Source organism: Rickettsia peacockii str. Rustic, from assembly GCF_000021525.1.
GTDB classification, from domain to species: Bacteria; Pseudomonadota; Alphaproteobacteria; order Rickettsiales; family Rickettsiaceae; genus Rickettsia; species Rickettsia rickettsii.
Window position 1 is genome coordinate 981,216 of sequence record NC_012730.1, and the last position, 24,181, is coordinate 1,005,396.

Here is a 24,181-nt window from a genome sequence, read left to right on the forward strand (position 1 = left end):
ATTAGTTTTTAACATCATTAGATGAACATATTACAAACGCTTTATTATATTCATATCCAAGCGGCCAACAACATACGGAATTTTTAGAGCGTTCATATACGAAAGTAGGACCTCTACCATTGCCTTCTAGTTGATACTGACCATAAATTACAGGTCCACATTGTTCTTGCCAAGCAATTGAATATTTTACCCGATTATCTTGCACATCCCATTGTTGTAAACAGCCGCTAATAATACAATTCATTTCAGTCACAAATAGTTTAACCAATTTTTGTATTACCAAATCTTCTTGTTGTTCTACTTGTATATTATCACAATAAGCTATATGTGAGTTTAAATTATTAGCATAAGCTCGCGATATTATAGAGACTATAATAGTAAATAATATAATAAAAATTTTCATATGATACCTTATTTATTAAATTTAAATTAATATATTTAAAGATACTTAATAAGAAACTAATAATCAAATATTATTTATTGTACTATATTATCATTTTAAATAAGATTTCGGACCTTTGATCTGCTATATTATCGTCAAAAACATTATTTATGACTGCTAATTATTCTTTTTTGAAAAGTTTTGCTGAGTATATCATTGATAAATTAGGTAAAGATACAAAAGTTCAAATAATATTGCCTAATAATTTCTCATGCCTAGAATTAAAGAAGATTTTAACCGATAAATATAAAATTAAATTACCTATCATTATTCCTTTTAATTCTCTTATTTCAAAAAAAACCGATTCGGATTATATATCTAAAATAGAAGAATTACTTATTTTATCATCCATTATCACCGAATATAAAGAATTACCTTTGAATAAAAATGAATCATTAAAAGCTGCAGAACTTTTAAGAAAATTGTTTAATGATCTTATAATCAATAATATCGATATAAAATTAATTGAAGTCTATAACAATTCTAACTATTGGCAAAAGATTTATAAATTTCTAGAATATTGCTTTTTAAGATGGCAAGAAGAAATATCGTTTACTCAAAAACAAACTAAAGCAGTTTATAAATTAAAGCTATTACAAGAAGAAATAATAAAAATAAAAACAGGACATAAGCAGGTAATACTCGCCGGAATATTCAAGCCTAATGTTTTTTTAAAAAGATTTGAAGAAGAATTAAAGGATTACATAATTCACTATAATCCTGCTTCCAAGCAGATTAGCGATGGTATATCTTATTATGAACCTAATGACATTTATGAAGAAACTAAGCAAATATCTTATATATGTAGCCGTAATAAAGACAGACGGATTGCAATCGTTACAAATAATAATAAGCTTAAAAGAGTATATTGTAATTTTTTAGACAAATATGAAGATCTACTAGGTAATGACTTAAGGCTTACTAATATAGGTGAATTACTAACTTCCATTATTAAAATATTATGTAATAATTTTGATTTAAAACCTCTATTTTTATTACTTAAAAATCCTTTAATTAACTGCCCTACTGTGCAGCAGTTAGAGTTAATGCTATCTAATAAAAACCGTTTTATATCCTCACCGAAATATTTATTGCAATTACAATTTGATAATGCGGATATAAGAGAGTATTGCCGTAACTTAATAGATATTTTATTTACCGATACTCCACATAATATACAAGCTATTCTAACCTTAACTAAAGAAATAACTGAAAAACTTTTACCTACTATTTGGGAAAAAGAAGGAGGAGCAGAACTACTTGAGTTTTTAACAAATTTAACTGCATATAGTAAATATATAAATTCAACGGATAAAAAGGATTTTCCTAAAATTTTTTCTTTTTTACTTTCTAATATCAAATATTACAAAAATACCGACGCTGCTAGTATTATTATAGGACGGCCTGAAGATTTAGCATTATGTGAATTTGACTTAATTATATTACCGCATTTTAATAATGAAAACTGGACACTTAGTGCTAAAGCTCACCCATGGCTTAGCAAGAAAGCATTGCAGATACTAAATATAGATTACGATGAAATTGCCCCTACTCTATATTCAGATTACTTCAATTTATTTCTACAAAATAAGCAAATAGTTATACTGAATGCTAAAAAATATGATGGGAAACTGTCAGTGCCGAGTAATTTATTTTTGAAGCTAGAAAAAGGTTCTGTGTCACCCCGTGACTTGATCACGGGGTCCAGTAATTATATGGATACCGTGGTCAAGCCACGGTATGACAAGAGTATTGAGATCCACAGCCCCTATTTCCCAACCACTTTATCAGTAACCGAAATAGAAACATTAATAAGAAACCCATACGGTTTTTATGCTAAGAAAATTCTTGGACTACGTAAAAAAGATCATATATGGGAAGAACCTAAAATATCGGATTTCGGTAATTTGATTCATAAAGTTTTAGAGGAATATTCTAAAAATTACGACAAACAATATATTAATTTAAATTTGCTTGATAAACAAAATGCTTTAATAAATATCGGTAATCATATTTTATATAGCACTATTTTACCAAGCTACACCAAAAAAACTTGGCAAATAAAACTCACGGCTTTCAGCAAAGCTTTTATTTTATTTGATATAGAACGCCGAAAAAACTGCAAAGAAATCTATTTTGAAACTAAAGGGGAGTTACGGCTAAATATTGTAGGTCAAGATATAAAAATAATCGGTATAGCTGACCGAATTGAAATAAGTAAATCAAACAATATAACTATACTAGATTATAAGACCGGTACTATTCCGACTAAGAAAGAAATAGAGCTTGGACTCTCTCCGCAACTTATCATAGAAAGTTTGATGTTACTAGAAAACGGATTTACGAAATGTAATTCTCTGTCCCTTTTATGTCATCCCCAGCCCCTTTTGTGTTATTCCCGCGAAAGCAGGAATCCAGTTATAAATAACAATATTACTATCGCCTACGTAAAAATAACTAGTACCGAACCTTATGTGCACACAACGGAAATCGCTTTAAGCATCGAGACTTTAAATAGACATAAAGCAGGATTAGTAAAATTACTTGAACATTATATTACAAATAAATTCTTTTCTTATGATTTGAATTTATCAAAGTATAATGATTATTTGCATTTGAGTCGATAGGCTAATTATGTCATTCCTGCGCAGGTGCATGGGTGTCAACTTAAGACTCAATGTCATTCCCGCGTAGGCAGGAATCCAGTACTTTAAAACTTTTTTTAAAGCTCGATTTATCTCACTTTACCCTAGGATTCCCGCCTACGCGGGAATATGACATAAACAAACCATGCAACAAGGCTTTCAGTCGCTCACAATGACGGCTTAGCAACTGCTCACAATAGTGCTTACAACCCCATCACTAACTTAAATTCTTTACTTTTAATAATCTTACTATTCGTATTATAAATAATCGGATCGTTAATTTTTTCATGACCGAATCTATTTGTTTTAAATACCGGTATATCTAAACTATCTGCAAAATTACGAAGCACTAACATTGTGGCATCAAAATCTTTACCAAATGAACCAAATATTATAGCCTTAACATCCTCAAGTAACCCTGCTTGCTTTAAGTGTAAAAGCTCACGATCTAATCTAAAAGGCACTACATTCACATCTTCTAAAAAAAGAATTTTGCCCTTAGTCTTTATTTGCCAACTCGTTCCTATACTAGTCTGCACCATAGTTAAGTTACCGCCTGTTAGTTTGCCGTTAACAAGATCACTTGATTTTGCTATATCGTTAAGAGGCACTAAATTATCTATAGTAACCTGCTTTACTTTACCTTTTAATATTTCAGCAAGCTTGGTAAAATTACCTTGATCTTGTTCCGGCTTTAAGAGATCGGCTATATTACTGCCGTGAATAGTTTTCCAGCCCCATTCTTGTGATAGAAAAAGATGTAACGCTGTTATATCGCTATATCCTATAAAGAATTTCTCTTTATTTGGTTTTGATAGCTTTAGTAAATCGGGAATTATTCTCGCAGAGCCGTAACCACCTCGTAAACTCCATACTATATTATCAGACTCATCAAATAATGCATCCCGCAGACAATTAAATCTTACTTCATCGCTACTTGCAAGAAAGGGTAGCTTACCTTTAGCAAAACACTTAGAAGAAATTTGTAAATTTAGTCCATTAATATTTTTTAAATCCGACAAGGTTTTATTATCCGCTCCTGTTGCCGGAGCAACAACAGTAATAGAGATATTTTTTAGACTATGACCAGCAGAAAAAGTTGATATTGAAAAAAATAATATTATTAGTAAAGATATATTTTTAAGAATCATGAATATAATTGATAGGTATTGTTATATGAACAGGTAAACCTACTATGTCATGCCGTGGCTTGACCACGGGATCCAGTCTTTATTTTATTTTTTCTAGATACCGTGGACAAGCCACGCTATGACAGAGGCAAGCACTGGATTCCCATTTTAGCTAGGGACAGACATGACATAGAAAATGCGAATAACCTTAAGAAGCTATTCTAAAGCAGCATCATCACCGGCAATCTCTACTGCTTTAGCCCTGATTTGGTCAATAGTAAGGCCACTATATTCTGACCCACCTAATACAGTATCGTCCTGACCAAAAAAATTAATGTTCTTAACAACAGTTGCTTTATCTAAATTACCTTTCCTCATATCATATACAAGCTTTAATGCTTCTTTTTGTGCTGGTAGTTCATGAGTATTAGATAGTGCTAAAGTCTTTACTTTTGCTCCAAGTTTATTCGCCGAAGCCTCTGATATTTCATCATCTTCAGATTTATCAGTTGAATTTTCGCTTATTCTAAGGTTTTCTATTATAGGTTCAACAAGCTTTGTCCATAGCTGGTCAGTTGAACTACAATCACAATCGGCTAGATATTTTCTACCTTCTTCTCCAGTTTTTACAGCATTATCAACAAACTCTTTAACTATCCACTTATTGTTAAATTTGTTATAAGCAGCTTTTATGAATAGTTCTAAATGATTAGAACCTAAATCTAAGAATTTTTGTTTAAGGTCCATAGGGATATGACTTTTTGTATCTAGCCATGTTTGCATTCCTGATAATATTTCTGACATTACCTTATTAGTATCTTGTATCGGTACAGTAATATTATTACTCTTAATAGTAACCTCAAGTGCATTTTTAGTACTAGCATCCAAGTTAGATACTAAGTTTTCATACTGGGCTGGGTTACTTTTAGCTTCTTTTAAAATGCTTACTATTTTCTTAAATCTTGGTACTATTTCTGAATGACTACCCGTAATGCTTGTCATCCAATCCCATTTAAAATATTCAAAACCGCCGGTAGCATGATTTGGAACTGCAACATGTGCAAATTTATGGTCATATCTAATGCCGATTACATTAAGATCGTTTTTATATTTCTTTACTTGACTATCGTGATCATTGCGCTGTTTTTTAAAGTGTTGCTCTAATTTTTTCATACTCTCCTCCTTAATTCATAGTTTTTAATTAGTGTTGATGTTATACTTATATATTACTATATGTCAAAATAAAACACTAATAGAAATTAACTTTTTGCTATATCACAAGCATGTAAGTCACGCTTAAAGTACAAACTACTATTCTTATTTAAGATTACCCGATAAATCTGAACATTTTCAAGTACTCTTTGAACGTAATCTCTTGTTTCTCGATAAGGTATAAGTTCTATCCAGTCAATAACTTTTCTTGTATCTTTTATATCCCTTGGATCACCAAACCTATCTATCCATTTTACTACATTATGACTTCCGGCATTGTAAGAAGCAATGGATAGAATATAAGAACCTTTATGATTATCTAATAATTTTTTGAAATGATGCGCACCAAGTTTAATATTATATACCGGATTTCTAGTTAAGTCTGCTACATTACATTTAACATTTATGGATCTTGCGGTATCACAAGCAGTACCTTTAATAAGTTGCATGAGACCCATAGCATTTGCATAACTTACTGCTTTATGATCAAAAACCGATTCTTGTCTAATTATTCCATAAGTTAAATGAGGTGGGATAGGCAAACCTACTAGATTATAAGGCGTTGGAAAAGCACAATCCGGAATAAAAGCATTATTTTGGGCAGCAATTTTTGCCACCTCAACCATATGATTAGTATTATTATTGGCTTTAATAATATTCGCAATTATTTGAATTTCTGCAGAATTTTTAGTATTTTTCATTGCTGCTTTGGAATATATCAGGGCTAAGTAGTTTTTATTATATTTAACCAATAACCTTATTGCTTTAATAATCTCTTTATTTTCTATAATTTTCCTTTCTTCAGAAGTTATTACGGGAATAGGAGGTAAAACTAACTTTGTCCTATTTAATTCAATATTTGCTACCTGCCCATAAAAGGTAAAAGAATATTTAGCTGCCTGCTCGTAAAATTTTCTAGCCATTTGCTTATCGCCTTTTGCTGCATAAGTACGACCGAGCCAATAAAACCCACGTGCCAAACTAATCGGAGTCTTAACAACTTTAATAAACTTATTAAAATGTACTAATGCTTGATCAGGCTTTTTTAAAAAACTTAAAGAAAGCCAGCCCGCAAGCCACTCCTGCTCCCTTATAGTTTCAGGACAAGTAGCAAAAGGAAGCGTTGCCATTCTATAGCTATTAGCAAAATCTTTGTAATCGATGAATTCACGAGCATAATAGGACTGAATACGACACCATTTAGCAAAATGTTTACGGTTATTTTTAGCTTTCTTAAACAAAGTAATAATTTCCTTTGTCGGCTTTTGCATTTTTTTAAAATCTAAATAACGATATAATAAACCGGAAGTATAGTATTTTTCAGGAACACTTTTAAAAAGCTTTTCAGCATTTGGCGATTTACCTATAATCGCAATTTGGACTTTAAAAGAATTACGGTAACCTTGCTCTACATATTTCAGGGATTGCTCAGCAGATCTAATATCATTTGTCCATAAATGTTCTTCTATTCGCTCTAAATGATCACTCGCAGTTAAATATTTATGCCACTTATTGTAATATGCATTTTCTTCTTCAGGAGTGAAATTGGCGTATACCCAAGCCTCTTTAATAATAGGTAGTAATATCTTTTGATCTTTGATTAAACTACTTGCAGCTGCCGCATAAAATTTATAACCTTTGCCGGTAAGAGGAGGATGTTTACTAAACCAATCAACAATTACTTTTTTATTTGTATTATTATTTAGATATTCTTCTGCTCTTTCTTCAAGCAGCTTATTTTGAGGCCAATCCGGGTTATTGCATAAAAACCTTATTACATGTTCAAAACTATTATCTGAATATTTATTATCTAAATATTTCTGAGAAAGTACAATTTTTGTTAAAATTTTATTATTTACTTCTAGAGCTAAATCTTCGGCTTGTGACCAATTTTTTTGATCGATATAGGTAAAAACTTGCTTAACATTATCTACAGCATCAGAATTAGCATTTACTTTCAAAGCTAATAACAACAATATAGAGGTTAACAATTTTATTGTGATTTTCATAAGTTTTATGATTTGTTGCGTGGATACCTAATAGTCATTACGAGCTACTAAAAGCGTTGTTGTATGGCTTGTTAATGTCATTCCCGCGAAAGCAGGAATCCAGTAAAACCTATAAAAAACTTATTTTTTATAGGTTTATCTAATATGTAATTTTTGTATCAATATTAAGGTTATTTTCTGGATTCCCGCCTACGCGGGAATGACATAGAGACCCACTAAACACTGGTAGAACCAAAGCCACCGCTACCACGCATCGTTTCCATAAGACTAATACTTTCTTCCCATAATATACGTTCGTACTTTGCGATTATCATCTGTGCAATTCGCATGCCTTTTTCTATAATAAAATCTTCTTTACCGAGATTAATAAGAATGACCTTTATTTCACCTCGATAATCTGCATCAATAGTACCGGGTGAATTAGCAACCGTGATACCGTGTTTAACGGCAAGACCCGAACGGGGTCTTATTTGGGCTTCAAACGAATCCGGTAGTGCTATAGCGATGCCTGTTGGAATTAGCTGTATTGCGGCTGCTTTTATTGTTATAGGTTGCTCGTTTGCGGCTATTAAATCCATCCCCGCACTATGCTCTGTAGCATATTCCGGCAAACTGCCGGAAAAATTTTCTAGTTTTTTAATTTTAACTTGTGTTATTGTCATATTATTTCATATCAAATTTATCGTTAATAATTTTATTTTCTACCGCATCAATTAAAGAATTAGCAAGATTATCGGTTAATATCTTACTTCCCATGCCAAGTTTCTTTTTAAGCCAAGGTTGCTTAGCACACAGATATTGAAACTTAATATTATCACCGAATTTTTCTTTCATTACGCTATACATATCACCTATGCCATCAATTAAGCCGTAATCAAGCGCCGTTTGCCCTGCCCAAAATTCACCGTTAAATAAAATTTCGTCTTGCTGAGTTAACTTCCCTGCTCTTCTTGTTTTTACATATTCTATAAAATGTTCATAAACCTGCTTTTGCAAATCTTTGATAATTTTAAGATCATCTTTATTAATAGGTTTAAACGGATCCAATACTGATTTATTCTTGCCTTCCGTATAAACTCTTCTCTCTATCCCAAGTTTATTAATTGCTTCATGAAAACCGAATCCGCTTGATACTACTCCGATACTACCGATAACCGAACTCGGCAAAGCATATATCCGGTCACCGCTGCAAGCCAGCCAATATCCGCCTGAAGCCGCCATATCTTCAATAAAACTATAAATTTTTATTTTATTTTCTTCAGCAAGATCACGAATACGTTTTGCAATAAGTTCAGATTGTACCGGAGAACCGCCGGGAGAATTAATAATTAAACATAATGCTTTTAATTTCTTGATTTTAAAAGCTTTTTCTATTAGTGCATTTAATGATTCTAACGTAAGTCCCGATTGCATAGTACTTACTTTACCGATAACACCGCTAAGGCGTAAAACGGCAATCACCTCTTTAGAATTACCAAAAACCGAAGCAAATAATTGATCTAATTTACTTATCTGTCGTTTGGTTATTATCTGATCAAATTCAGCATTCGCCATAGTTGATTTATTTACTTCATTCATTAATTTTACTCATTTTTAATTTAATATACTCGTTTCATTTGAAAAATTGGCTATGTTGTCTTATAAGATCTGCGGTACTCACCTATTAAGTATACGCTCCGCTCCTCGCCTTATAGACTCCTTGCTCTTTTCCAAATTACACTTCGTCTATTTACTTGGAGTTACTATAGAGCATCCTTTTTTATTGGCAGCAAAGGCTTAGCCGGTTTATTCAGAGATTGCGCGTTATAACTATTTTTAGGTTCAGGATAATTTCCGGAAATGGCAGATAAAATAGTACCTCTAACTGTTTCGTCATACCAATTTGTATTGCCGACAAAGCTAGTTACTATTTTGCCGTTTTGGTCTATTAATATACTAGTCGGCAAACTAACAACCCCTAAGGCTTTAAATAATTCATTTCTGTAATCATGATAAATCGGCAAATATCTTATTTGATAGCTTTTAAAATATTCTTTCACAACTTTTATGTCTTGATAATCTTCTGAAATCGGAATTACTGAAAAAGGTAATTTCCTAAAATCTTTTTGCAATATATCAAGGTCAGGCATTTCTTTGACACAAGGAGCACTCCAAGTAGCCCAAAACACTAACAATATAGTCTTTCCTTCAAACTGATCAAGAGAATATTGATTTTTTTCTTCATCAAAAAAAATTATATTATCAGGAACGCTTGAACCTCTTAAAAATGCTAATTTATCCTTAGGCGGCTCATAGAGCCTAGCATGAATTTTAGGAATAAAAATTATTATAGATAATAAAAATACTATAATATATATAAGATATTTATTATAATTTCTTAAGGTCATATAATAATTTATAGTAATGAAGACATTTTATTTATTCGTATTAGCACTTACATTATGTAGTTGTGGTATAAAAAAGCCTTTAGAAGCACCGCAGAAAGAGGCAAAACGTCATTGCGAGCAGTCGTAGACTGCGCGGCAATCTCGTCAAATATCCTGAGATTGCTTCGTCAAATTACTTCGTAATTTTCCTCGCAATGACGTACTGTATCAATACCTCTTAAGCGTCGTACCTTGCAAAACTAAGTCAAAACAATAAGACGGCATATTTTCTTGCGGTTCGATCAATATCGGATTTACTTCACCGCACTCATTATCACACATATTTTGATCAGATAAGTCTAAGCGTGTTTCGAGAGTAGTAAGACTAGGATGCTCTATTCTTATATTTGCACTTCTCAAATAACGAGAAGATGTATAAGGCAACATGCTAATAAAGTAATATTCTCCTTTATTATTAGTAGTAGCAATACCGGAACCGGTAAAACTTGAATCGCTTTTACTTGTAAATCTTCTTTTATCAACTCTAGTTTTTAAAGGTTCGTAAGGATATTTACCCCCGCTTCCTGCTTGCCATAAATAAACTTTAGCATCCGCAACCGGCACGCAATTTTGATCTAATACTTTTCCTTTAATTAATATCCTTTCACCGTAAAATTTTGATAATCTTCCTGTTTTACGTAATAAATTATTAGTAGTTTCAAAAACTTTTGGTTCATAATCATTAAATATATTTCTAGTAATTTTACAACGATTAAGCTTATTAGGGTAAGTTTTAGAAGCAGCAAATATGTTTAATGTCCATAAACATAAAAAACAAAATATAAATTTTTTCACTTTTCACCACTATATTTATAAAATTCTGCATCTAAATTTAAATCAATTATTTTTATTAATCAAATTATTTTTATTCTCATTTGATTATTAAGTAATTGATTGTTATAGTAAACTGTGTTATACTAAAATATTATATATATATGCAAAAATTTTTATCTTTAATAATTGTAATTCTAATACTTTACAATATAGTAAAGTTAAAAATATCTCCCGACAACAATAATCTTACCACTGTAGAGCAAACGGCTTCAAATAATTCATCTACCGATGAAAACCAAACTAGTATAAATAATGAACCTCCTATTTCATTAAACGGCAACTTATTTGAACGTACGGTTTCAAAAATAGTAATAAATGCTCTTAAAACCGAAGAAGGGAAAGCATTTTTTGAAAAAATTTTACAACCGTTAAATGGACCTATCAATCCTAATGATTACACTATTGAAGTACGTAAGGATTTAGTAAAAACACTGTTCAAAATTAATACGCTCGGTAGCGGTAATATCGGTCCCGCTTCTTGCGGACATGTAGTTACCGTATTTTATCAAATATCAGATATGAACAATACTTTAATATCTGAAGATACTAAGACTTTTACTTTAGGCTCTGCTCCTGTAATGCTTGGCTTAGATAATGTAATAATCGGTATGATGGTAGGAGAAGCACGAGAAGCTATTATTCCGGCAAAATATGCTGTTAATAATAGTAATAATATTATCTTCGATGATGCTTATAATTATAAAGTTAATGTAATTTTAAAATCCATATTACCGCAAAATTTTGTTAAAAGTAATGAAGTTAAAATTTATGACGATGAGATAGCTTATCGTGTGCCTTTATTATGTGGTGAAAAAGTAAGCTTTAATGCTAAAATTACTCGCTTATCAAACGGTAAAATACTATATGATTCAAAAGCAAAAGGACAACCAATAGATATGAAAATCGGCGATATTACATATCCTTTAATTTTTTCTTACGCCTTGCAAGGTAAAGTAACGATTGGAACACGCAGTGTTATTGCTGAAGGCAAAACATTTAAAACTTTAGGTTCTAACATAAATAAAATTATTTCTCATGAATCGTTACCGATAAATGAATATCTTTTGCTTGAACTAGGAGACTTTAAACAAAATTAAATAAATATGAAACAAAATAAAATTCAAAGACAAAAAAATTATATTTTATTATCTATCCTTGTCATAATGGTAATAATTGTATATCTTATAGCATTAATAAAAATTGCAGGATAAATTTTGTAATTATTAAAAATTTAAAACTCAAATTAAACGAGTATATAAGCATCTTACTTTAAACTTTAATAAAAGTATGGAAATTATTAAAAAAAACAAAAATATTATTATATTAGTAGGTTTAATATTTTTAGCAGTAATTATTTATATCTCTACAAGTAAGAGTTCCGATAATAAAACAAACGATAATATATTAGAAGTAAAGATAGCTATACAAGATCATAAATTTGTTCCGAATATAGTTGAAGTACCAAAATCGACTAAGATAAGGTTAATTGTTCATAATGAAGATGATACGGTAGAAGAGTTTGAAAGTCATGATTTACATCGTGAAAAAATAGTTATGCCAAATGAGTCAATACATATTATACTTGCACCTCTCAAGTCCGGAAAATATGAATTTTTTGGAGATTTTCATCAAGATACGGCGCAGGGTTTTATAATTGTTAATGATTAGATAAAAAATATGTTTAAAATTGCTTTAGTAGTGTTTCGTGAATGTTTAGAAATATCCTTATTACTTGGTGTAATACTCGTCGTAACAAAACAAATAGAAAAATCTCGTCTTTATATTATTGCTGGAGTAATGCTTGGAGTAGTATTTGCTTCAATTTTTGCATTTTTTACACGTAAATTATCTTTATCTTTTGGCGGAATAGGCGACGAGTTATTCGATTCCGGAATTATGATACTAATAACAATTCTGATTAGCTGGACAATAATATGGATGCAAGGTTACGGTATAAAAGTAAAGCAACATATAAACGACTTATCAGTAAAAATTCATGAAGGTAATGCCAGTTATTTCATGTTGTTTTTTTTAGTTGCCACTACTATATTACGAGAAGGTGCAGAAATTATTATTTTAGTATATAGCATATCTTCAGTTGAAACAATATCAAGCAGTATTTACTTGCAAGGAGTGATAATAGGTGCTACAAGTGGCTTCTTACTTGGTTTAGTAATATATTTCGGTTTCATTAAGATTGCTAATCAAAAATATATTTTTAAAATCTCTACCATATTATTAATGCTAATAGCAGGCGGATTTGCAGCAAGTGCTGCAGGTATTTTAACCTCTTCCGGTCTAATTATGTTTTTATCCGATCAACTTTGGGATAGTTCATGGTTAGTAGCAGATAGAAGTATGATAGGTAAAATCTTACATATTGTTACCGGTTATATTGCAAGACCTAACGGGCTACAAGTACTGGCTTATTTTACTACTATATTACTGATAAATATTTTCATACAAATAAAATTAAGATATTCCAAAAATAATTTAATATCAGTACAAAAAAATAAATCAAATTAATTTTATCAAAGAGAACAATTAAATTAAATATGTTAAAACTTTTATCAGAAATTGGTCCGGTAATAGCATTTTTTGCAGGCTTTTTTTATGGAGGCGGTATACAACACGCTACTCTTTATATGCTTATTACTTCTGTTATTTGTATTACCCTTTGTTATGTTATAGATAAGAAAGTATCCAAGCTTTCTATTATTTCTACGACTGTTTTATTAGTTTCGGGAAGTATTACTTTAATTAGCGGCGATTCAATGTATATAAAAATCAAACCTACTATATTATATGTTATTTTTGGAATAATATTTCTCATGAGCGGTATAAGAAAAAATCCTTTTATCAAATATGCTTTAGAGAGTATAGTACGTCTTAAAGAAGAAAGTTGGATAACCTTAAGCTATAGAACAGCGGCTTTTTTCTTTTTTATGGCTGTAGTTAATGAAGTAGTTTGGCGTAATTGCTCAGATGAAACATGGGTAAAATTCAAAGTATTCGGTGTAATACCTATTACTTTTATATTTATTTTACTGCAATTACCTCTTTTATTAAAGAATAAATTACCGGATAGTAAGATATGATATATAATACCTTACTATTTTTACTTTATGTCATTACCGCGTAGGTGTTGTTGCATGGACCGGTAAACTCCACTGTGTCACCCTGTGGCTTGACGACGGGGTCCATACAAACAATTTAAAATACTAATATTAGTATTTTAAGCTGGATCCCACGATCAAGTCGCGGGATGACACAGGATCCCTGCTTTCACAGAGATAACACCGATGGCTTTTTAAAAATTGTCCGGTACTATAATAAACAAACAGTTAATTCTTGAACAAATACAATCTTTTTAAAAATCGTAGGGTACTATTGTTATGATATTACGAGTTCTAATTTTTATAGCTCTTTCTTTTAGTCTATCTGCTTGTTTACCTGCTATTTTTACCGCAGCAACCACTACCGGCATTGTTGCTTCAAAAGATCAACCAATATCTGAAACATTAAATGATTCAAGGATTTCTGCCAGCATTAAAGCTGATTTAGTAAAAAATAATTTTAGAGATTTAGGTGCTAAAATAAAGGTTGAAGTATCACAAGGAAGAGTATTATTAACAGGAAATATTCAAAAAGAATCTGATGCGTTAAAAGCCGTAGAAATTGCTTGGAATCAAAAAAGCGTAAAAGAAGTTATTAATGAGTTGAAAGTAAATAAAAACAGTAATCATTTTGACTTAGCCCAATATACTAAAGATAGTATGATAACCACGCAAATTAAAGCTAAAAATTTAGTCAGAAAAGACATTAAATTTGCTAATTATACTATTCTAACTATAGATAATATTGTTTATTTATTTGGAGTTGCAAGATCAGAAGAAGAGCTAGAAAAGCTTGCTTCTATTGCATCAAAAATAAAAGGTGTTGAAAAAGTTGTGAGTTACGCTAAAATAATGAATAACTTATAACACCAATAATGATAATAGTGAAGAATCATAAATTCAAATTAGACCTCTTGCAGAATGAAGCTAATAAAGAGAAATTTGAAGGAAACACGGCATGTAGCACTGCAGCATACACTTTAGTACGTGAGGATGCGAGTACCGGATTGACGTATACCGCAGATATTTCAAAAGTTGGAAATCAAATAAGTGGTGAGCCTGCACAGCGTATAAAAATACGTGAACACAGGCGAATCCCGAAATTTGACTTACCAAATCTTAAAGTATCAAAGGTATACAAATTACCTTTAGGAGCAAGTTATGCAAAGGGTTTATTACTTTTGTTAATTTTTTGTTTTGGTCTAAGCGGTTGTAATACCTCAAAAAGATTACCTTATTCCCACAAATATTCTTACAAAGAATTATCAAAAGATGATCCTCATAATCTAACTTATAAAGGACATTATAAAGTCGGTAAAAATTATAAAATAAAAGGAAAGACTTACAAACCTCACAACCCTAAATCTTTTACCGAAACAGGTTATGCCTCATGGTACGGTGGACTTAAAGATGGTTTTCACGGTAAAAAAACAGCTAATGGCGATAGATTTAATAGAAATTTATTAACTGCTGCACATAAAACTCTTCCGCTCCCTTGCTTAGTTAAAGTTACCAACAAAGCCAATAATAAAGCAGTAATTTTAATGGTTAATGATAGAGGTCCTTTTAAGAAAAATCGTATAATAGATGTTTCTCAAAAAGCGGCTGAAATTTTAGCATTTAAAAATCAAGGTATAACTAAAGTAAAAATAGAATATTTACCTAATGAAACTGAGAAATTTCTAAAAAATATTAATCTAAAAAAACCACAAAGTAAAACTTTAGCTAAAAACTCTAAAAAATCTTCATCTAATAAAGTTACAAACAACAATAAATGTAGCGTTAATTGTCATATAAAACTTATAAATTTAAAGTATAAATTGGCAGTAACTCCTTAAAAGATGTGTGAATATTAAATCGTCAATAGTCGTAGGCGTTGTTGCATGGCTCGATTAACGTCATTACGAGGAGCAACTTAAGTTGCGACGAAGCAATCTCAGGAGTTTTTGTATTACCTCATGAGATTGCCACGACCACTTTGTGGTCTCACAATGACGATACATATCAACTACGTATATTCTTTTTCTTTATTATTTTTGATTTAGCTTTTGTAGTAGATTTATTATTAGAGGCAAGCTTGATTGAAGGTTTAGGGACTATAGGCTTAATATTAAAATGCTGATCTAATAGCCCCATCATCTTTTGATCACGAGATGCGGCACTTTTACCGCCTGTAACAACGGCAATCAATGATTTACCGTTCCTAGAAGCAGTAGTTACTAAATTATAACCTGCCGGTGTATGAAAACCTGTTTTCATCCCTTCTGCACCTTGATAATTTTTAGTAACCCTATTATGTCCGTTTACTACATTTCCACGAAATACAAAGCTGGTTTTAGCAAATAACGGATAAAATTTAGGATAATCTCTCTTCAAAGCCATAGCAAGTTTAGCCATATCTCTTGCGGTAGTTTGCTGCAATGGGTCATGCCAACCTGAAGCATTTTTAAAATAGGTATTCTTCATACCGAGCTGTTTAGCTTTAACATTCATTAAATGAGCAAAAGCTTTCTCTGAACCTTTCATGCCCTCAGCAACCGTTACAGCAGCATCATTAGCAGATTTTATAATTAATCCATTAATTGCCTCTCGAACGGTTATAGTTTCCCCTGCTTTTAAACCCAGCTTACACGGTGGCATTTTTGAAGCTTTTGCTGATACAAGTAATTTTTTATCTAAAGGTAACTTACCGGCTTCAATTGCTTCAAACATTAAGTATAGAGTCATTAGCTTAGTTAAAGAAGCGGGGTAAATCTGAATTTGTGAATTATGGGCCTGCAACACTTTACCGCTTTTTGCATCAATTACTAAACTAGTTTGAACAGGAGGCTTAGGGGTATTTTTTACGGCTTTTTTTGCTTCGCTTATAGGCGCAAAGAAAAATGTTACGACAAAAATATAAGGTAATAAAAATTTCCTAAACATTTTAAATAAATAAAATATTATTCAAATTAAACCAAGTGTGATTTTTCGTCATTGCGAGGAAAAATTGAAAATTTTGACGAAGCAATCCAGTAAAAAATGCATAACATTTTTTTATTATTTTCCTAGATTGTCACGCTTCCTACGGTCGCTCGCAATGACAATGAAAATAATACTTACTACACATTAACCTTTTTATTAAAATACATTAATATAAACAAAGCAGGCAAGGCTAAAATTATAGTAAAGAGGAAAAAACCGTCCCAGCCCATCATATTTACGAGTTTTCCAGCATAAATAGTGACAGTATTGTTACATAAACTACTAGCACTACTAAGTAAAGCATATTGTGTTGCGGAATATTTTTTATTACATAAATTACCTATATATCCGACTAAAGCAGTAGCACCCATAGCGGCAGCAAAATTCTCTATAGTAATAGCAATTAATAAAGCTTCAAAAGAAGGAGGCTGATGATTAAGCCAAATAAATGCAAAATGCGTTAAGCTTTGGGCAATACCGGTAATAATCAAACCTTTAAAATTCCCCACCCTATACATTACAATACCACCGACAAAACCGCCAACTAAGGTTGCAATCGATCCATAAAGTTTAGCTATTATTGCTATTTCGCCTTTTGTATAACCAAGCTCTATATAAAAAGGTGAGGCAACCGCTCCAAGCATAGCATCGCCTAATTTAAAAAATATTACCGCAAGTAAAATAGTTGCAGCAAATTCTCTTTTGAAAAAATCCTTGAAAGGATTAATTACTGTAGAAATCCATGAAGTAATAGAAATAATATTAATTTTTTCTTTTACTAATTCTTTTTCGTTTACGGTTATTATAAATATCGTTGCAACGACAAATATTATAGCTATAACACAGAAAGTTAGTTGCCAATTATTTCCAGTTATTTCTGCAAGGTACAAAGCACCTGCCCCTGTAATAAGCATACCGATTCGATAACCGAATACAGCGGTTGCACTAGCTATGCTTTTGTTTCTTGATCAAACTTATCTATACGCAACGCATCAACGGCAATATCAAACGTGCTAGATAAAAAGCCTAATAATATAGTCAAAAAATAGAAAGAAGTTAAAGAAACTTCAGGATTTTCCTTGCTCATAGCAATGAGTACTAAAGCCATTAAAGAGCTACATAATATAAGCCAGCTTTTGCGATGTCCCCACCTACTTAAAAAAGGTATTTTAAAATTGTCGACTAGAGGCGACCAAAATACTTTTAACGAATATGATAACCTTGCAACCGCAAAAGTAGTAATAACGGCGATATCTATACCGGATTCTTTTAACCATACCGCAAGAGTAGAAAAAATTATAACCAGCGGCATACCGCTAACTATTCCTAAAATAAATATTTCAAATAATCGATAGTCTTTAAAAATCTTGGTAATGCGCATTGTGATATTTCATTAAATCGTCATTGCGAGGAGGGGCATAGTCCCAACGTGACAATCTAGGAAAATATAAAAAAATGCTATGCATTTTTTACTGGATTGCTTCGTCAAAATTTTCAATTTTTCCTCGCAATGACGAAAATATTAGTGTTGCAATAATAATTAATAATTATAAGCTATTTACTTTATAAATCAACCATTTTCTCTTAACTCCTTATTATACAACCTATAATATTCATCTTTATTCTTAAGCAATTGTGTATGAGTTCCTTGTTCACAAATCTCACCGTTTTTCATGACGATAATATTATCAAGATCGGTAATACTGCTTAAACGATGCGTAATAATTAAAGTGGTTTTTCCTTGGCGTAATTTCTTTAACGATTCTAGAATTTTCTGTTCGGACGCTTGGTCTAAGCTGCTTGTTGCTTCATCCCAAATTAAAATAGGGGCATCTTTTAAGAAAGCTCTAGCAATAGATAAACGCTGACGCTGACCGCCTGAAAGAGTCGTCCCCTGCCCCCCTATCTGCGTGTCGTAACCATTCGGCAGATGCATAATAAACTCATGAGCATCGGCATATTTTGCTGCTCTAATTATTTCTTCTCTTGTAGCATTTTCCTGACCGTATGCTATATTTTCTGCAACGCTTGTATCAAATAAATGAGTATCTTGAGTAACTAAGGAAATCTGACCTCTAAGTGAAGTAAGCTTAATATCTTTAATATCATGATTATTAATTAAAATTCTTCCTTCATTTGGATCATAAAAACGCACTAATAAATTACTAAGCGAAGTCTTAGCACTACCTGAACGCCCGACAAACGCAATAATTTTATGAGGCTCTAGCCTTAAATCTATATATTTTATAGCTATTTTACTCTCAAACCTTAAAGCTAGTTTTTCAAAAGTAATTTGTGGATTATATAAATCTACGTCTTTAGCATCTTCATGATCTTTAATAAGAGGCTCGGTATCCAAAATACTAAATACCCTCTTAGCTGCTACTATTCCTTCTTGCAAATTAATATTTAACGATACCAAACTTTTAAACGGTCTATAAGCCGCTGCAAAAGAAGCCAAAAAAGCAAAAAGAGCCCCTGGCGTACTTTTCCCCTCCAGGACTAGATTACCTCCATACCATACCATCCCTCCAACTGCAAGACCGCTTAAACCCTCCATAATCGGTGAAACCATCGCATCTAGCTTAGATGTTTTTTTGTAGAACTCTAAAATATTATTAATAATCAACGATGCTCTATTACTTTCTATTTGTTCGCCTACAAAAGATTTAATAATCTTAATTGACTGAAATGTTTCATCAAGCCGAGAGGTATAATGCCCAAGCTCTTCTTGTGACTGTGCAAATATTCTTCTTATCTTTCTACCCATCCTTTGCACCGGATAAACAGCTAAAGGGAAAACAAGAAAAACTACGCAAGATAATAGCGGTTCTAAATGAAACATTGTTGCTATTAAACATACTACAGTTAGGAAGTGTTTAGCACATCCGACAAGTAAGTTAGAAACAGCTCCACGCATCAAAGAAATATCATTAGTAAAACGAGATATTAAACGTCCTGAAGATTGGTTTTGAATAAAAGAAATATCGGCAAATAACAAATGCTCATACATTTTTATCTGTAAATCGTTTAGTACCCTCTGCCCAACAAATTTTATTAGATAATTCTGATAATACTCTGAAATTCCTTTTATAACAAAAGTTACAGTAAGCACTATGGGCATTATTATAAGCATTTTCTTATCATGCGTTAAAAAAACCTTATCAATAATAGGTCTAGCCGCATGTACGATCACTGCCGTACAAAGTGCTGCAACAACCATACAAAATATCGAAAAATATATTTTATTTGCGTAAGGTTTAACATGATCTTTTATCAGCCTTTTTATAACATCTGCGGCTGTGTAGTTATCATTTAAATTATTGTTATTCATTCTCGTTAAAAATATTAAATTGATGATGTGATTGATTCGGTACAGGCATTTTCAAATGCTCAAAAGCGGCAATCGTGATTACCCTACCTCTAGGAGTTCTTTGTAATAAACCTATCTGTATAAGATAAGGCTCTATGGTTTCTTCAAGTGCATCACGTTGTTCAGATAAGGCAGCTGCAATCGTTTCAATTCCGACAGGACCGCCGTTATAATTATCCGCTATGAATTTTAGATAACGATAATCATTGCTATCAAGTCCTATGCGATCAACTTCCAAACGCTTTAACCCAAAATCAGAGATTTCCTTATCTACTCTTGATTTACCGTCAACTGCTGCAAAATCTCTTATACGACGAAGCAATCTTAATGCAATTCTTGGCGTTCCTCTACTTCTTTTAGCTATTTCTTCAGAACCCGAATCGGTCAAATCAATATCAAGTAGTTTACTTGCTCTATTTAGAACTTTCTTCAATTCCTCGGTATTATAAAAATTTAGCCGCATAGGGATACCGAACCTATCACGCAAAGGATTACTAAGCAGCCCGAGGCGTGTGGTAGCACCGATTAAGGTAAATTTCGGCAAGGTTATTTTCACTGACCTTGCGGCAGATCCTTCACCGATAATTATATCAAGCTCAAAATCTTCCATAGCAGGATATAAAACCTCTTCAACCGCAGTATTTAAGCGGTGGATTTCATCAATAAATAATACATCGTTCTTTTCAAGATTGGTAAGAATAGCAGCAAGATCAGCTACCTTAAGTATAGCAGGACCGGAGGTGGATTTAAAATTACCGCCGATTTCGTTAGAGATAATTTTAGCAAGCGTAGTTTTACCAAGCCCGGGCGGACCGTAAAATAAAGTATGATCAAGATGCTCATTTCGAGATTTTGCAGCCTTAATAAATACCGAAAGATTTTCTTTAATCTGCTGTTGACCGACAAATTCTTGCAAATATGATGGCCTTATCGGCAATTCTTGATCATTTTCACTTTTTTCAGGTGATAATATATTAGTCATTATTTTAAATCGAATATAATGACTAATAATAGCCAAAAAATAGTTTTATGCTATAAATTATTTTAGACTTTTGTATTAGCCCTCTTCATAGAAACTAGTTACCCCTTCTCTAAGTTTATCTACGGTTTCAAAAAATTTTTCTGTATCAGTGACGCCTAAGTTTTGTAATTCTTCTTTAAGGTAATTTTGATTTAATCCTTTATATAACTTGAAATAATGGCCAAATATCTCATTTGATAATATCATATTAGGATTTTCATAATAATTTTTCAAAACTTCTGCTACATCTTTTAGAGTAAGGTTATTTTCATCAGTTATTTCTGTAATTTGTGCGTCCAATTCTTGTCTATCTTGAGATTTCATTCCTATCTTATAACCTAAAATATTACATCCAATTAAGCTTTTATTCTCTTTTATAGCATCCGATAAGGCTTTCTTTGATTCCTCGCTTACTTCTGTACTTAATGAAAAATTCAATCCGGCAAGTTTAGTATTTTTAACAAATGAGGATCAGGCAGGAACATTATTATCAAAAAATATCCCACTTATATCTAAATCGCTTATTTTTGTTTCGTTTACTCTTAAGGTATCTAAAAGAACATCTATCTTATTAACATTATTCAAAGCATTTATAAAACTAATGTCGGTAATGCGGCATAGCGGATCTTTAATAAATTCAGCAAATAACTTTATTGATTTTAAACTCCACACAAAACTATCAGTGCTTAAGTACTTTATAGTAGCGTCTCCTTGTAAAGCATTAAATAACCCATTTTAAAAGCATCTTCAGGAATTTTAGAGTATCCAGCAGCTGCAAATACCGGTGATTGTGGTACAAAATTAACCTCGGTAACACTTAAAGTAGCAGGGTCTTTCTATAGCTCTTTTAATATTTCTTCAACCTTTATTTTTCCTAAATATTCTATTAACTTGGACATATATTGTACCTATTAATTTTAGTAATTAAAATTAATATAAAATAACTGCTAATTTATCAACTAAAAATTAGAATTTCGATTTTTCAGGGCTGTTTTGATTAATTCATCAATAGAGATTTCGGGATTTTGGGTAATGATGCCTTGAACAGCGTTTTGAGCTTCAAATCTAGAAAATCCTAGATTTACTAGAGCTTTTATTACTTCATTACTTGCAACGGGTGTGATATTCTTAATATTTAAGCTCTCTTTAATAATAGCTGAACCGCTTGATATTTTCGCTACTTTACCTTTCAGCTCTAGCACTATACGTTCAGCAAGTTTAGCCCCTACTCCGGATATTGCTTTAAATATATTTTTATCTTCATTATTTACAGCAATTTGAATATCTGAAGGCGTAAGACTTGATAAGATAAATAAAGCCATTCTTGTACCTATACCGTTTACTGATTGTAGTAAATTAAAAAAAATCTTCTCTTCTAGAGTCAAAAAACCGTAAAGATGCATATGTTCCTCTCGAACATGGGTTTCGATAAATAGTTTATAAAACTCCCCTTCAGCAAGTGTACCTAAAGTTTTATCTGAAGCATAGACTAAGTACCCTACCCCGTTTACGTCAATTATAACGTAATCATCGCCTTGGGAATCAACTTTACCACTTAATTTACCGATCATATATTTACTTTTTCTTTTTACTATATATTAAAATTAGTGTCGGTAAAGCGGTAATAATTGCTGCTAAGATGTAATGAATAACAAACGGTCTATCCATCATATGACACTGCCCATCATTAGGAATAGTTTGAGCCAAAACCATATAAGCAACTATTATCGTCACTACTATATATAGACCGGTAAAAAACAAATATTTTATAAAATTTTTCATGTTAATCTCTTTTTGAATCAGTTATATGATGTTATTCCTGCGAAAGCAGAAATCTAGGGGTAAAGCAAGATAAATCGAGCTTTTAAAAAGCTTTAAAGTACTGGATTCCGGCTTTCGCGGAAATGGCATCAGAGGTTTTTTCTTCTCTTAAGTTAACACTCATACACGAAAGCGGGCATTACATTAAAAACTACACAAACTTATAATAAGTTTGATTCTTATCCCCTTTACTTATTAAAAGTTTACGCTCTAAACCATATAACAAATCTCTACTAGCCGTTGCCGTAGAAATACTTTTATGTACAGTAATATAATCTTTTCTAGAAAACCATTGATCTATTAAATTAACCTTAGCAAATTCCATTCTAGATAAAGGCGTATTTGCCTCATATGTAATATTATTACTATATAATCTTAATGCTGCAACTATTTTATCAAGCATAAACTCGATAAATAAGGTCGATTCACCAAGCTTATCACACTTACTTAAAACACTATAATATTCACTTTGATTATTCCTTATCAAACTTTCAACGGAAATATACTCAAAAATTTTATTAGCTTGCATTAGTAATAATTGTTGCCATAATCTACCGATTCGTCCGTTACCGTCTGAAAAAGGATGGATAAATTCAAACTCATAATGAAATATACAAGCTTTAACTATTCCAGAAATTTGCTTATCTTGTGCTATAAACTCAAATAAATCCTGCATTAATAAAGATACACGGCGTGCCGTAGGGGCAAAATATATAATCTCTGTGCCTTTAAATATAGCGGCATTACCTTTACGCCACTTTCCGTTATCTTCTACTAATCCTTGCATTAATATCTCATGTGCTTTTAATAATGATTCAATTTTGAAGGGATTAAATATAGTCAGATTATTGTATAGTTTTATAGCATTTTTTACTTCTACAATATCTTTTTCAGGTGCGAGTACACGCTTGTCGTTTATTATATCGGTTATCTGCTCTACGCTTAAACTATTTCCTTCAATTGCTAAAGAAGAATGGATGGTTTTAATTTGATTATTTTTTCTAAGTTTTATAGGTTGAGAGTAAAGCTTGCTACCGGCTAAAATACCAAGCTCATAAGAAATATCTTGTGATAACTCCAAGATTTTATTAGTTATTTGAAAAGACGGTTTACTATTCATTATATGATAGTATCATATGATACTATCATTGTCTACGAAGAATATTTTTGCTATATCATTCCCATAGG

22 protein-coding genes and 3 pseudogenes are annotated in these 24,181 nt (G+C 31.6%); 7 read left to right on the forward strand and 18 right to left on the reverse strand.

Going from position 1 to position 24,181, the window contains the following annotated elements; all coding sequences use genetic code 11:
* Position 1 precedes the first annotated feature (1 nt).
* Positions 2-403, reverse strand: a complete 402-nt coding sequence (locus RPR_RS05825; protein WP_012736907.1) for a hypothetical protein — start codon at positions 401-403, stop codon at positions 2-4.
* A gap of 149 nt (positions 404-552) precedes the next feature.
* Between RPR_RS05825 and RPR_RS05830 the strand changes: the two genes are divergently transcribed.
* Positions 553-3,069, forward strand: a complete 2,517-nt coding sequence (locus tag RPR_RS05830) for a PD-(D/E)XK nuclease family protein (protein WP_012736908.1) — start codon at positions 553-555, stop codon at positions 3,067-3,069.
* 221 nt (positions 3,070-3,290) lie between these two features.
* Here RPR_RS05830 and RPR_RS05835 read toward each other — a convergent pair whose 3' ends face one another.
* The 7 genes from RPR_RS05835 to RPR_RS05865 form a co-directional block, all read right to left on the reverse strand.
* Positions 3,291-4,238, reverse strand: coding sequence for an LD-carboxypeptidase (locus RPR_RS05835; RefSeq protein WP_012736909.1), 948 nt, complete (start codon positions 4,236-4,238; stop codon positions 3,291-3,293).
* Between the two features lie 195 nt (positions 4,239-4,433).
* Complete coding sequence (locus RPR_RS05840; protein WP_012736910.1) at positions 4,434-5,390, reverse strand: hypothetical protein; 957 nt, start codon at positions 5,388-5,390, stop codon at positions 4,434-4,436.
* An 86-nt stretch (positions 5,391-5,476) separates the two neighbouring features.
* A complete protein-coding gene (locus tag RPR_RS05845; RefSeq protein WP_012736911.1) occupies positions 5,477-7,438 on the reverse strand; it encodes a lytic transglycosylase domain-containing protein in 1,962 nt (653 codons plus the stop codon).
* A gap of 215 nt (positions 7,439-7,653) precedes the next feature.
* On the reverse strand, positions 7,654-8,100 hold the full coding sequence (gene dut, locus RPR_RS05850; RefSeq protein WP_012736912.1) for a dUTP diphosphatase: 447 nt from the start codon (positions 8,098-8,100) through the stop codon (positions 7,654-7,656).
* A 1-nt stretch (position 8,101) separates the two neighbouring features.
* The gene (locus RPR_RS05855) at positions 8,102-9,016 is read right to left on the reverse strand and encodes a S49 family peptidase (protein WP_004995853.1); all 915 of its coding nucleotides are present in this window, start codon (positions 9,014-9,016) and stop codon (positions 8,102-8,104) included.
* Positions 9,017-9,180: 164 nt separating this feature from the next.
* Complete coding sequence (locus RPR_RS05860; RefSeq protein ID WP_012736913.1) at positions 9,181-9,825, reverse strand: TlpA disulfide reductase family protein; 645 nt, start codon at positions 9,823-9,825, stop codon at positions 9,181-9,183.
* 207 nt (positions 9,826-10,032) lie between these two features.
* Positions 10,033-10,659 (reverse strand): dioxygenase, encoded by a 627-nt coding sequence (locus RPR_RS05865; RefSeq protein WP_010977179.1) that lies wholly within the window; start codon positions 10,657-10,659, stop codon positions 10,033-10,035.
* A 140-nt stretch (positions 10,660-10,799) separates the two neighbouring features.
* Here RPR_RS05865 and RPR_RS05870 point away from each other — a divergent pair, with 140 nt between their 5' ends.
* The 6 genes and pseudogenes from RPR_RS05870 (at position 10,800) to RPR_RS05900 (ending at position 15,652) form a co-directional block, all read left to right on the forward strand.
* A complete protein-coding gene (locus RPR_RS05870; RefSeq protein ID WP_012736914.1) occupies positions 10,800-11,795 on the forward strand; it encodes an FKBP-type peptidyl-prolyl cis-trans isomerase in 996 nt (331 codons plus the stop codon).
* Positions 11,796-11,985: 190 nt separating this feature from the next.
* Positions 11,986-12,366, forward strand: coding sequence for a cupredoxin domain-containing protein (locus RPR_RS05875; protein ID WP_012719649.1), 381 nt, complete (start codon positions 11,986-11,988; stop codon positions 12,364-12,366).
* 9 nt (positions 12,367-12,375) lie between these two features.
* Entirely contained in the window at positions 12,376-13,224 is an 849-nt protein-coding gene (locus tag RPR_RS05880) for an FTR1 family protein (protein WP_012736915.1), read from the forward strand.
* A 29-nt stretch (positions 13,225-13,253) separates the two neighbouring features.
* Entirely contained in the window at positions 13,254-13,796 is a 543-nt protein-coding gene (locus tag RPR_RS05885; RefSeq protein ID WP_004995863.1) for a septation protein A, read from the forward strand.
* A 297-nt stretch (positions 13,797-14,093) separates the two neighbouring features.
* Positions 14,094-14,712 (forward strand): annotated as a pseudogene (locus tag RPR_RS05895) (BON domain-containing protein).
* Positions 14,690-15,652: a septal ring lytic transglycosylase RlpA family protein gene (locus tag RPR_RS05900; RefSeq protein WP_012736917.1), complete on the forward strand. Its 963-nt coding sequence runs from the start codon at positions 14,690-14,692 to the stop codon at positions 15,650-15,652. Before RPR_RS05895 ends, RPR_RS05900 begins: the two are co-directional and overlap by 23 nt.
* Positions 15,653-15,711: 59 nt before the next feature.
* Here the strand turns inward: RPR_RS05900 and RPR_RS09935 are convergent.
* From RPR_RS09935 to RPR_RS05950, 10 genes and pseudogenes are all read right to left on the reverse strand, one after another.
* A pseudogene (locus RPR_RS09935) lies at positions 15,712-15,811 on the reverse strand (lytic transglycosylase domain-containing protein); the annotation flags it as partial.
* Between the two features lie 7 nt (positions 15,812-15,818).
* Positions 15,819-16,739: a D-alanyl-D-alanine carboxypeptidase family protein gene (locus RPR_RS05905; protein WP_012736918.1), complete on the reverse strand. Its 921-nt coding sequence runs from the start codon at positions 16,737-16,739 to the stop codon at positions 15,819-15,821.
* A 176-nt stretch (positions 16,740-16,915) separates the two neighbouring features.
* Positions 16,916-18,159: pseudogene (locus RPR_RS05910) on the reverse strand (AmpG family muropeptide MFS transporter).
* Between the two features lie 189 nt (positions 18,160-18,348).
* On the reverse strand, positions 18,349-20,112 hold the full coding sequence (locus tag RPR_RS05915; protein ID WP_012736919.1) for an ABC transporter ATP-binding protein: 1,764 nt from the start codon (positions 20,110-20,112) through the stop codon (positions 18,349-18,351).
* Complete coding sequence (gene ruvB / locus RPR_RS05920) at positions 20,105-21,133, reverse strand: Holliday junction branch migration DNA helicase RuvB (protein ID WP_012736920.1); 1,029 nt, start codon at positions 21,131-21,133, stop codon at positions 20,105-20,107. Before ruvB ends, RPR_RS05915 begins: the two co-directional genes overlap by 8 nt.
* A gap of 75 nt (positions 21,134-21,208) precedes the next feature.
* A complete protein-coding gene (locus RPR_RS05925; protein WP_085065824.1) occupies positions 21,209-21,496 on the reverse strand; it encodes a hypothetical protein in 288 nt (95 codons plus the stop codon).
* Between the two features lie 147 nt (positions 21,497-21,643).
* Positions 21,644-21,844, reverse strand: a complete 201-nt coding sequence (locus RPR_RS05930) for a hypothetical protein (protein ID WP_085065734.1) — start codon at positions 21,842-21,844, stop codon at positions 21,644-21,646.
* A 287-nt stretch (positions 21,845-22,131) separates the two neighbouring features.
* On the reverse strand, positions 22,132-22,743 hold the full coding sequence (gene ruvA, locus RPR_RS05940) for a Holliday junction branch migration protein RuvA (RefSeq protein ID WP_012736921.1): 612 nt from the start codon (positions 22,741-22,743) through the stop codon (positions 22,132-22,134).
* A gap of 4 nt (positions 22,744-22,747) precedes the next feature.
* Positions 22,748-22,954, reverse strand: coding sequence for a hypothetical protein (locus RPR_RS05945; RefSeq protein ID WP_004995893.1), 207 nt, complete (start codon positions 22,952-22,954; stop codon positions 22,748-22,750).
* Positions 22,955-23,144: 190 nt separating this feature from the next.
* The gene (locus RPR_RS05950; RefSeq protein WP_012736922.1) at positions 23,145-24,113 is read right to left on the reverse strand and encodes a Fic family protein; all 969 of its coding nucleotides are present in this window, start codon (positions 24,111-24,113) and stop codon (positions 23,145-23,147) included.
* Positions 24,114-24,181: the final 68 nt, after the last annotated feature.